Source organism: Flavobacterium sp. GSB-24, from assembly GCF_027924665.1.
In the GTDB taxonomy this organism is placed as follows: Bacteria; Bacteroidota; Bacteroidia; order Flavobacteriales; family Flavobacteriaceae; genus Flavobacterium.
The window spans coordinates 5141714-5153806 of record NZ_AP027043.1; the positions used below are offsets into that span (position 1 = coordinate 5141714).

A 12093-nucleotide genomic window follows, 5' to 3' on the forward strand; every position below is an offset into this window, starting at 1 on the left:
TAATGGGCGCAAAGGTACACTTTATTTTTTAATAAAAAACGTTTCTGACATAGTTTGCGTATATACAATCAATTAGTTAATATAAAACACCAAAATATCGCCTTCAAAATAATATTAACATATGTTTAGTTATAGTTAATTTAACTATATTTGAGGTAATGAAAAGTAAAACTCTCCAAATTACTCTTATTTATTCAATCATCTCGATAATTATGGCAGTTTTGTGTCATATATTACTCATAAGTTACTTTTCTTCATCTGAATATCAATATTTATCACTTATAAAAGACATTATCTTTATTCTAATTACAGGATTGGTTTTCAAGTTTATACTGGCAAAAAATGAAAAAAGGAGTATTACCATTTTTGAAAAGCTAAACAAAACCAATGAAGAAATAAAGGAATCTAATGAGAAATATGACATCGTAGCAAAAGCAACAAGCGATACTATCTGGGATTGGAAAATTCAAGAGGATAGTATTAATTGGAACAAAGGAATTGAAAGTGTTTTTGGTTACAACCCTGAAGAAGTTGGAAAAACTTCTAAATGGTGGTTTGACAAAATTCACCCAGAAGACAGTATCCGAATGTCAATAAAATTATATTCTTTTATTGAACAAAAAACAGAAAAATGGCAGGATCAATACCGTTTTAGATGCGCGGACGGGACTTATAAATATGTTTTGGACAGAGGTTTTTTATTGAAAGATGAAAGCGGAAGAGCCATTAGAATGATTGGTGCTATTCAAGATATTACTAAACAAAAAGAAGAAGAACAACGTTTAAAGCTTTTAGAAACTGTAATTACTCAATCTAGAGATTCTATTTTGATCACAGAAGCCAATTCGCCTGACGGAAAAATCCCTAAAATTGTTTATGTTAATCCAGCATTTTCGCAAATGTCCGGATACCAATCCAATGAAATAATTGGAAAGTCACCTAACATCTTTAAGGGGCCGAATTCTGATTCTGAAGAATTAAAGAAACTTTTACGTGCTATAAAAAACGAAGAAGAATGTCTAATTGAAACTATCAGCTATACCAAAAATAAAGAAGAATTTTGGGTACGTTTTTCCATGATTCCAATTTTCAGCAACGAAGGAGCTATTTCACACTGGATTTCCATACAAAGAGATATTACCGACGAGAAAAAACTGGAAACAGAAAAAGAACATCTTATTCGAGAATTAACCCAAAACAATAAAGATTTAAAACAATTCTCTTACATTACATCTCATAACCTTAGAGCCCCATTATCTAATTTAATCGGACTTTTAAATTTAATTGAAGACATTCCTGTAGAAAATGAAGAACTCCAGGAAATTCTTACTGGTTTTACAAAATCAACACATTTATTAAACGAAACAATTAATGATTTAGTAAAAGTTATAATTATTAAAGACAATCCTTCGATGCAAAAAGAAGAAGCATCTTTAGAAGAAGTATTTGAAAATGTATTTAGTCAGCTGTCATTCCAAATAGAATTACACAAACCTATAATCAAACTTAAGTTCGACAAAGTACCAGAGCTCATTACCAATAAAGCATATATTGAAAGCATTTTATTAAACTTACTAACCAATTCCATAAAATATAAATCGGAAAATAGAAAACTAAAGATATCTATAACTGCAGAAAAAATTGATAACAAAACGATACTAACTTTCAAGGACAACGGAATTGGAATTGATTTAGAAAGAAACCGAGACAAAGTATTTGGTCTTTATCAAAGATTTCACAATTATCCAGATAGCAAAGGATTAGGTCTTTATCTCGTGAAATCGCAGGTAGAAACAATGGGAGGAACTATTTCTATAGACAGCGAAGTTAACAAAGGAACCACATTTACAATAACATTTAAAAATTAATATTATGCTTGAGCAGATCTTATGCGTTGACGATGATCCAATCACATTGATGCTATGCAAAAAGGTAATTTCGAAATCTTCATTTTCACATGAAGTTATTACAGCTCAAAACGGTGAAGAAGCCCTCCATCATTTCAACACCTTAAAATACACAAACGACAAAAACAAAAGAAAACCAGAATTGATTTTCTTAGATTTAAACATGCCAATAATGGGCGGATGGGAGTTTTTAGATCATTTTACTTCTTCAGATTATGACGAATTCAACTCTGCTCCTGTAATTGTATTGTCCTCTACAATTGACCCAGAAGATTTAGCTAAAGCAAAACAATATCCTATTATAATCGATTTTCTTTCTAAACCCATTACACAGCCAATGCTGGAATATCTTAAAAAGAAAATAGATCTTTAAACTTAAAAAATTTCAAATCAAAAAATCCAAATTTCAATCTTTTAAAGTTAGAATTTGGATTTTTTGATTTTGATCTAATAAACAAAGCGTTTACTTAAACTTTCATTTTTAGCAGAAACAAAAAAGTCCTCGAATGAGGACTTTTATATATCTTTCAAATTGTATTTAATTACAATTTAGCAACATGTTTAGTTAATTTAGACTTCAAGTTAGAAGCTTTATTATCATGAATGATGTTCTTTTTAGCTAATTTATCAATCATAGAGATTACAGTTGATAATTTTGCAGCAGCATCAGACTTATCAGTAGCTAATCTTAATGCTTTAATTGCATTACGAGTAGTTTTATGTTGATATCTGTTAAGAACTCTTCTTTTTTCGTTACTTCTGATTCTTTTTAATGCTGACTTATGATTTGCCATTTTCTTTAATTTTAGATGTAATAATTTATTATAAATACTAGTTAAAAAAGAAAAACCTCCCACAATTGTAAAACAATCACTTTGGTTTTAACTAATAAAATAAAAACCGAGACACCAATTTTTATTTTACAAAACTTATTTACAACTAATTTGTAGTCCGTAGGGGAATCGAACCCCTGTTACCAGGATGAAAACCTGGCGTCCTAACCCCTAGACGAACGGACCATAATTCTCCTAAGTTTGGAAACTTTTCAATATGTAATATAACTTGTAGTCCGTGGGGGAATCGAACCCCCCTTACCAGGATGAAAACCTGGCGTCCTAACCGATAGACGAACGGACCGTGCTTCTGTATTGCGGATGCAAAGATACATCTATTTTTTAGTTGCACAATAGTTAACACAAAAAAAAATATATTTTTTTAATATGCCTTAGCAAAAAGCACTCTTTTAGAAGAAGGATTCCCAGTAAACACACAGGTTCCCGCCTCTTCAACAGCATCTAAAGGGATACATCTAATTGTTGCTTTTGTCAATTCTTTTATCTTCTCTTCTGTTGCAGCAGTTCCGTCCCAGTGAGCAGATAAAAAGCCTCCTTTACCTTCAAGAACTTCTTTAAACTCCTCAAAATTATTTACTTCTGTAATATGGGTATTGCGGTAGTTTAATGCTCTGTCAAATAAATCTTTTTGAATTTGTTCTAACAAGTCATTAATGTATTCAACAATTTTTTCACCTTCAACAACTTCTTTAGTCAAATTATCACGTCTTGCAACCTCAAAAGTTCCGTTTTCTAGATCTTTTGGACCAACAGCAATTCTAACAGGAACACCTTTCAATTCCCATTCAGCAAATTTAAATCCTGGTTTTTGAGTTGTTCTGTCATCGTATTTAACCGAAATCTTAAGCTTTTTCAATTTTGCAGTCAATTCATTAACCGCTGCAGTAATCTGCGCTAATTGTTCGTCTGTTTTATGAATTGGAACAATAACCACTTGTATTGGCGCTAAATTTGGAGGCAGCACTAATCCTTGATCGTCAGAATGCGTCATAATCAAAGCTCCCATCAAACGAGTAGAAACTCCCCATGACGTTCCCCAAACATGTTCTTGTTTTCCTTCTGCATTAGCAAACTTAACATCAAAAGCTTTTGCAAAGTTTTGTCCTAAAAAGTGAGATGTACCAGCCTGTAATGCTTTTCCATCCTGCATTAAAGCTTCAATACAATAAGTTTCATCTGCACCTGCAAAACGTTCTGTTTCAGTTTTAAAACCTTTTACTACCGGAATTGCCATAAAACTTTCTGCAAAATCAGCATAAACATTCATCATTTTTTCAGACTCCTCAATAGCTTCTGCTTTAGTAGCATGAGCAGTATGCCCTTCCTGCCATAAAAACTCAGCTGTTCTCAAAAACAAACGCGTACGCATTTCCCATCGAACCACATTAGCCCATTGGTTAATCAATAAAGGCAAATCTCTATATGATTGTACCCATCCTTTATATGTAGACCAAATAATTGCCTCACTAGTTGGACGAACAATAAGCTCCTCTTCTAACTTTGCATTTGGATCAACCATTAATTTTCCAGGTTTTTCTGGATCGTTTTTCAATCTATAATGTGTTACAACAGCACATTCTTTTGCAAATCCTTCAGCATTCTTCTCCTCAGCCTCAAACATGCTTTTCGGCACGAACAAAGGAAAATACGCATTTTGATGTCCAGTTTCTTTGAACATACGATCTAATTCAGCCTGCATTTTTTCCCAAATAGCATATCCGTATGGTTTAATTACCATACAGCCTCTAACTCCTGAATTTTCAGCTAGATCTGCTTTTACAACCAGCTCGTTATACCATTTCGAATAATCTTCTGATCTTGTAGTGAGGTTCTTACTCATATTATATAGTTTGGCACAAATTTTGTTTTAATAATTTTAACTAAATAGTTTGACAAAACTAACTATTTTTGTAATGTGCAACAATAAAAAACACCACAGATATGAAAACTAACATTTCTCTTCGCCAAAACTCTAATCATTTTTACTTAATTGGATTATTGAGTTTATTACTTGCGTCGTGTGGTTCTTACCAAAATTCATCTTATCATGACAATGATGGTGTATACGGTAATTCTTCATCAAACAGATATGTGCAGCAGTCTAATGGCACAAACAATCAATACAAAGATTATTTCAGATCACTGCAAGATGATAACCAACCGACAGAAATTTTTACTGACGTTGACAATTATACCAATTATTCAGAAAATGACAGTACTCAAACAGCTTCTGTAGCTTATCCTGCATGGGGAAGCAGTAGCTCTGACGTTTCTGTAAACGTATACTCAAACCCATCATGGTCATTTGGCTTTGGAATGGGCTATCCTTATTACGGATGGGGCTATGGCGGATACTGGGGCTGGGGATACCCAGGTTACTGGGGAGGCTGGGGTTATCCAGGATACTGGGGACCAGGCTGGGGCTATCCAGGATATTGGGGAGGCGGTTACTACGGCTACAACAACTATAACTACACTTACGGAAGAAGAGGTTCTGCCGCATATTATGGAAACAGAAATTATGCATACAACCGAAGCTACACTTCTAACAGAGGTTTTACAACAAATAGAAATTACACTACTAACAGAGGAAGTTACACAACCAATAGAAACTACACAACAAACAGATCTAATGGTTATACTGACTTTAGAAGATCTAATATGAATGGAGGAACTAGTCCGTCATTTACAAATAGAAGAGCTAATACCAATAGTGTAGATTACAGTAACTCTAGAAGATCTTACAACAATAGTAACACTACGACAAACAGAAGCTATAATTACAATAATAGCAACAACAGCAGTTCATCAAGAAGCTACACTCCTAGCAGTCCATCACGTTCAATGAACAGCGGTGGCGGTGGAAGCATGAGATCTTCTGGCGGCGGCGGTGGCGGCGGTATGAGATCTGGCGGTGGCGGAGGAAGAAGATAATTTTTTCTCACTAAACTAAATTCAAACTAAAACTTATCCAAATGAAAAAAATACTTTTCCTACTTATAACAGGACTAACTGCCAGCGCGTCATATTCTCAAGAAGTTTCAGATGCTTTGCGTTATTCTCAAGACAATCTAACAGGAACTGCAAGATTTAGAGCTATGAGCGGTGCTTTCGGTGCTGTTGGAGGGGATTTATCATCTTTAAGCGTCAACCCAGCTGGTTCTGCAGTTTTTAATACCAATCAAGTTGGAATATCTTTTAGTAATCAAAACATTAAAAATAATTCTGAGTACTTTGGAACTCAAACTTCAGATAAAGAAAACTCTTTTATTTTGAATCAAGCGGGAGGTGTTTTTGTTTTTAAAGATCGTAATCCTAACAACGGTTGGAATAAAATTGCTATTGGCGCGACATACGAGAATACAAATAATTTTAATAATGATATTTTCTCTGCTGGAACAAATCCAATCAATTCTGTTGATGACTATTTCTTATCCTTTGCGAATGGAATTCCTTTACAAGATATTGATGGATTAGATTATAGAGATTTAAACTACAAAGAACAACAGGCTTATATGGGATACTGGGGACATGTTATAGACCCTGCATCTAATACACCAGGAAATACTCAATATATTAGTAATGTTCCTGCCGGAGGAAATTATTATCAAGAAAATGAAATACACACTAGAGGATACAACAGTAAAGTAGGTTTTAATATTGCAACTTCATACAGAGATAGACTTTATTTAGGAGCCAACTTAAATGTTCACGTAACTGACTATAGAAGATCGACAAGTTTTTACGAAGACAACAGCAATCCATTACAGCCTTATGAAACTATTTCAAATTTACGTTTCAATAATGAATTGTATACTTACGGAAATGGTTTTTCTTTCCAGCTTGGAGCTATAGGAAAAGTAACTGATGCTTTTAGACTAGGTGTTGCTTACGAATCGAATACTTGGTACGAGCTATATGATGAAACTTCACAAAGCATTTACACGACAAGACAAGCAGATGGCGGACAACCTTTAAATGCGAATGTGAATCCTAATATTGTAAATGTATACGAATCATACACTTTACAAACTCCAGACAAATGGACTTTTAGCGCTGCGTATGTTTTTGGAAAATCAGGTTTATTAAGTGTTGATTATGCTGTAAAAAATTACGGAAATGCAAAATTCAAACCTACAAATGATGCTGGTTTCAGAGGAATCAACAGCGATATCAATAATAATCTAACTAGCACAGGAGAGCTTCGTATTGGTGGTGAATATAAAATTAATCAACTAAGTTTACGAGCTGGATATCGTTTTGAAGGAAGTCCGTACAAAAATGGAACTACTGTGGGAGATTTAACCAGCTATTCTGGTGGTTTGGGTTACAATTTTGGAGGCACTAAATTAGATTTAGCTTACTCTTATTTAGAAAGAAAATCGAATCAAAGATTTTTTGCTACAGGTTTTACAGATGGGGCTAACCTGTCTTCAAAACTAAACAATGTAACACTTACTTTATTATTTGAATTGTAATTAAGAATAAATAGATGAATGAAAATTTCCGTTTGGTATTTACTGAACGGATTTTTTTTTACTCCTAATTTAAGATCATTTTTATTTTTAATCTCAAAATAACATCCTAAAAGCAAAATCCGCTTCATAAAAAACACCTAAAACATGTTGAAACTAGTGTGTTTGAATAAAAAAAGTGTAATTTTGCACTCCAATTTATAAAAGTATGAGAACCAAGTCTTTAAAAAAGAACAAAATTAACGTAATCACTCTTGGGTGTTCAAAAAATGTTTATGACAGTGAAGTCCTTATGGGTCAGCTGCGTGCCAATGGAAAAGAAGTTGAACATGAAGCTCCAGCAGAAAAAGAAGGAAACATTATTGTAATCAACACTTGTGGTTTTATTGATAATGCAAAAGCAGAATCGGTAAACATGATTTTGGAATATGCCGATAAAAAAGACAGAGGACTTGTAGATAAAGTTTTCGTTACAGGATGTTTATCTGAACGTTACAGACCAGATTTAGAAAAAGAAATTCCAAATGTGGATCAATATTTTGGAACTACAGAATTACCTCAATTATTAAAAGCTCTAGGAGCCGATTATAAACATGAATTACTTGGAGAACGTTTAACTACGACTCCAAAAAATTATGCTTACCTAAAAATTGCAGAGGGCTGCGACAGACCGTGTAGTTTTTGTGCAATTCCGTTAATGAGAGGTTCGCACGTTTCTCAGCCAATTGAAAAATTAGTTAAAGAAGCTCAAGGTTTAGCTAAAAATGGCGTTAAAGAGTTAATCTTGATTGCTCAAGATTTAACTTATTACGGACTTGATCTTTATAAAAAAAGAAATCTTGCGGAACTTTTAGAAGAATTAGCAAAAGTTGAAGGCATAGAATGGATTCGTCTTCATTATGCTTATCCAACTGGTTTCCCAATGGATGTTTTGGAATTAATGAAACGAGAGCCAAAAATCTGTAATTATATTGATATTCCGTTACAGCATATTTCAGATTCGATTTTGAAATCGATGCGTCGTGGTACTACTCAAGCTAAAACAACTCAGTTATTAAAAGATTTCCGTGCTGCAGTTCCAGGAATGGCAATTAGAACTACTTTAATTGTTGGTTATCCAGGTGAAACTCAAGAGGATTTTGAAATTTTGAAAGATTTTGTTCAAGAAATGAAATTTGACAGAATGGGGTGTTTTGCTTATTCTCACGAAGAAAATACTCATGCTTATTTATTGGAAGACAATGTTCCAGATGATATCAAACAGGCTAGAGCAAATGAGATTATGGAATTACAGTCTCAAATTTCTTGGGATTTAAACCAAGAAAAAGTAGGCAAGACTTTCAAATGTATTATCGACAGAAAAGAAGGAGCACATTTTGTTGGACGTACAGAGTTTGACAGCCCTGATGTTGACAATGAAGTATTAATTGATGCTTCTAAACATTACGTAAAAACAGGTGAATTTGTTAATATAAAAATAATTGAAGCTACAGAATTTGATTTATACGGAGAACCTGCTTAAATTTACGCTGAACAATAGTTAACATTAGATAAAAGATACTTTTATGAAACCAATTCAAACTTTATTAATTTTAGTTTTAAGCCTATTCTTTTTCGATAGTGCCTCTGCACAATATGGAAACGGATACAACAATGGTTATGGTAATGGCTATGGCAACGGTTACGGAAGAGGCGGCGGAATGGACAGAAGTATGATGGCAGGACAGCAGCAAGGTTCACAAAGTAAGCCTAAAGAAATTCCTGTTGAAGAAACGGCTGGTAAAATTGTCGAACAAATGAAACCTGATGTAAATCTTGATGACTTACAAGCGATTGCTATTACAAATGTTTTGACAGACAGTTTAAGAGAACAAGGTATTTTATTGAAAAATGAAAGCAGTAGTCAAGAGCAAAAAATTGAGCAGATAAAAGCTTTAAGAGAAAGTACTGATAAAAAAATTGGCTCTTTTTTAAATCCAGATCAAATAGAGAAGTACAAGACTTTCATGGAGAAACTAAAAGAAGGCAAAACAGGAAAATCTAAAAAGAAAAAAGACAAAGACTCAAAAAAATCTAAAGAAAATACAGAAGTAAAAGAAAACACAGATACGAAAATCGAAGAATAATCGTTTAAAACCATAAACAACGAATTATGACAAAAAAACATTTTTGTTATCTTATTTTAGCTGTTATAATCAGTTCTTGCTCTACAAATCCGTATAAGAATACGGAAAAAGCATATGACCAGCAGTTAAAAACTTTAGAAAACCAGATTACCAACAAAGAAGCAAAACCAATTCCTGCAACTCCTGTTGTAATTGATACTTCTTATGCACAACAATTAGGAATTATAAAAGATACTTTATCTAAAACTGGTTCTACCTATTTAGTAAATGGAATTAATACAGAGTGGATTGGTACCGTAAACTTTAATTTAAGAAAACCAAGTTTCGTTATTATTCATCATACTGCTCAAGATTCGCTTCAGCAGACTATTAATACTTTTACAAAAACAAAAACTCAGGTTAGCGCACATTATGTGATTTCTGAAAATGGAAAAGTAGTACAAATGCTTAACGATTACCTAAGAGCTTGGCATGCCGGAAATTCTACTTGGGGAAAAACAACAGATTTAAATTCCTGTTCTATCGGAATTGAATTAGACAATAATGGTTTCAAACCTTTTACAGAGGCACAAATCAACAGTCTTGTTGCTTTGCTGACTAAGCTGAAAAAAGACTATAACATTCCGACTCAAAACTTTTTAGGTCACGCCGATATTGCTCCAGGGAGAAAACAAGACCCAAGTGCTTTATTTCCTTGGAAAACACTTGCCGAAAAAGGTTTCGGAATCTGGCCGGATGAAATTCTAGAACCTGCACCATTCGATTTTAAAATCGAACCTGCGCTACGAATAATTGGATATAATACTAAAAATTTAACTGCAGCAATTCAGGCATTTAAATTACATTATATTCAAACCGACGCAACCTCAACCTTAGACAGAAAGACAATTGATACTATTTATTCGATTTACAAAAAACAAGTTCAATAAATAAGATTCAATTTTAAAATAAGCAACGCATTTCTAAGTTTTAGAAATGCGTTTTTTTATTTAAATAGCGAAAGAATATACAAGAAATTGATTTATAAAAAGAAGACACACTGCAGCGCGTCTCTACAAAATATTGTTAGAATAGACCCACTAAGAGCTTTAAGTGACACAACTAACAACTAACAACTAACAACTAACAACTAACAACTAACAACTAACAACTAACAACTCAAAATTCAAAGTTTACCATTCACAATTCACCATTCACCATTCACAATTCACAATTCACAATTCACAAACCTCTTCCAATAAAAAAGCTGCCAAAACATTAGTATGTTTCGACAGCTCCAAAAAAAAAAAAAAATATCAATCTTTATCTCTAGAAAGAGTATGTTGTAGCAATTAAAGCGTAGAAGCTTCCTCCTGTTGGCAATGCATCTTTATCTAAGAATATATCTTCAGACGCTGCATCGTATCTAAGCTCAGGAATAATTGTAAGCTTTCCAACTTTGTAATTTAATGAAACCGTGTTTGCAAAAACACTAGATCCTGTTAATGTCCCCATACTTGGCGCTGCATCTTTAGCATCAAAATATTCCATTCTGTAAGCTAAAAGCAATGATGGGCTGAATGAATAATTAGCATATCCAACTATTGAAAACCACTCACCATCTAAAGCACTATCAAAATCGTTTGTAGTTTTAGCGTAAGTTGCATTTAACCCAAGACCAAAACTATCACTAATTGTTTTAGAAGCAGTCAAGTCAAACTGAGTTTTATTTTCGTCTGATACTGGAATTACACTTCCTGGTATTGGATTAGTACTTCCTGTTGTAAAATTCAAATAAGCACTTCCTGTATCTCCTATATATCCTACCTGCCCTATGAACGTTTTTTGATAAGAACCCGCATCCATCGCTGATTTAAAATCTGTTGGATTTGTTACTCCTAACATAGCTGTAAATTTACCAGCAGTATATTGTGCTTTAACACCCGTGTTAAAAAATGGACCATAAGAAAAAGCATAAGACATACTGTAGTTTTTGTTATCTACGGCATCCAAAACTTCATATCCAATATGAGTTCCAAAACTACCTGCCACTACTTTAAATTCATCAGTCAAATTGTATGTAAAGAATAATTGTTTAATTAAAAATTTTGCACTTACATCTTTATCTGGTGTTTCATTATATGAAAACTCTGCTGCTCTTTTTCCGAAACCTAAGTCTACAAAAACAGAAGCTTTTCCAAAAGTATGACCTGCCTCGATCGACGCCATTCCTAGTTCGAATGAATTTTGTGAGTTGGTGAAGCTCGTTAATCCATTCATCTGTTTTGAAAAATCATATTTATAGTACGCATCTGCAGAGCCTCCCCAGGTGGTTGCTGGTGGAGCGGCTGCTTCATCTTCTTGGGCAAAAGCAAAAGAACTTGTTAACATCGCGGCTAAAATGTGAAATACTTTTTTCATGTTTTAAATTGGTTTTTAGTTATTAATTGATTCTGGTTAGTTAATCTTTTATATATCTATTTAATAGTATAAGTCATTTCTAAAACCTATTTCCGCCCTCTAAAACATCATCATTTTCATTAGCGAATTTATTAACTTTTGTATGAGTAGAATAATTCAAAAGTACTTTTTTGACGTTTTAGACGAAGAATTACGGATTACAAAAATTAAATTAACAATAATCGTTATTTGACATTTATCGATATTTTTTTTTGAAAATTCAACAACAGAATTTCAAGTAAAACAATTAAAAAAACAGGGTTTGATTAAAAAACAAAGCTAAAAACTGACA

At 33.2% G+C, this 12093-nt stretch carries 10 protein-coding genes and 2 tRNA genes; 7 read left to right on the forward strand and 5 right to left on the reverse strand.

Features of this window, described 5'->3' with window-relative positions:
* The first annotated feature begins 158 nt into the window (after positions 1-158).
* The gene (locus tag QMG60_RS21680; RefSeq protein WP_281866385.1) at positions 159-1868 is read left to right on the forward strand and encodes a PAS domain-containing protein; all 1710 of its coding nucleotides are present in this window, start codon (positions 159-161) and stop codon (positions 1866-1868) included.
* A 4-nt stretch (positions 1869-1872) separates the two neighbouring features.
* Entirely contained in the window at positions 1873-2280 is a 408-nt protein-coding gene (locus tag QMG60_RS21685; protein WP_057116833.1) for a response regulator, read from the forward strand.
* A gap of 169 nt (positions 2281-2449) precedes the next feature.
* Here QMG60_RS21685 and rpsT read toward each other — a convergent pair whose 3' ends face one another.
* The 4 genes from rpsT to proS form a co-directional block, all read right to left on the reverse strand.
* Complete coding sequence (gene rpsT, locus QMG60_RS21690) at positions 2450-2701, reverse strand: 30S ribosomal protein S20 (RefSeq protein WP_012026903.1); 252 nt, start codon at positions 2699-2701, stop codon at positions 2450-2452.
* A 153-nt stretch (positions 2702-2854) separates the two neighbouring features.
* Positions 2855-2926 (reverse strand) — tRNA-Glu (locus QMG60_RS21695).
* Positions 2927-2972: 46 nt separating this feature from the next.
* Positions 2973-3044 (reverse strand) — tRNA-Glu (locus QMG60_RS21700).
* Positions 3045-3122: 78 nt separating this feature from the next.
* The gene (gene proS, locus QMG60_RS21705) at positions 3123-4601 is read right to left on the reverse strand and encodes a proline--tRNA ligase (protein WP_281866386.1); all 1479 of its coding nucleotides are present in this window, start codon (positions 4599-4601) and stop codon (positions 3123-3125) included.
* Positions 4602-4702: 101 nt separating this feature from the next.
* On the opposite strand from proS, the gene QMG60_RS21710 reads away from it, so the two are divergent.
* The 5 genes from QMG60_RS21710 to QMG60_RS21730 all read left to right on the forward strand — a co-directional run bounded on the left by QMG60_RS21710 (position 4703) and on the right by QMG60_RS21730 (position 10291).
* Positions 4703-5695: a hypothetical protein gene (locus tag QMG60_RS21710; protein ID WP_281866387.1), complete on the forward strand. Its 993-nt coding sequence runs from the start codon at positions 4703-4705 to the stop codon at positions 5693-5695.
* A 41-nt stretch (positions 5696-5736) separates the two neighbouring features.
* Positions 5737-7239 (forward strand): outer membrane protein transport protein, encoded by a 1503-nt coding sequence (locus QMG60_RS21715; protein ID WP_281866388.1) that lies wholly within the window; start codon positions 5737-5739, stop codon positions 7237-7239.
* 205 nt (positions 7240-7444) lie between these two features.
* Positions 7445-8758, forward strand: coding sequence for a 30S ribosomal protein S12 methylthiotransferase RimO (rimO, locus tag QMG60_RS21720; protein WP_281866389.1), 1314 nt, complete (start codon positions 7445-7447; stop codon positions 8756-8758).
* A gap of 43 nt (positions 8759-8801) precedes the next feature.
* Positions 8802-9362, forward strand: coding sequence for a hypothetical protein (locus tag QMG60_RS21725; RefSeq protein WP_281866390.1), 561 nt, complete (start codon positions 8802-8804; stop codon positions 9360-9362).
* Between the two features lie 26 nt (positions 9363-9388).
* Entirely contained in the window at positions 9389-10291 is a 903-nt protein-coding gene (locus QMG60_RS21730) for an N-acetylmuramoyl-L-alanine amidase (RefSeq protein WP_134139816.1), read from the forward strand.
* 379 nt (positions 10292-10670) lie between these two features.
* Here the strand turns inward: QMG60_RS21730 and QMG60_RS21735 are convergent, their stop codons facing one another.
* Complete coding sequence (locus QMG60_RS21735; RefSeq protein ID WP_281866391.1) at positions 10671-11762, reverse strand: outer membrane beta-barrel protein; 1092 nt, start codon at positions 11760-11762, stop codon at positions 10671-10673.
* Positions 11763-12093: the final 331 nt, after the last annotated feature.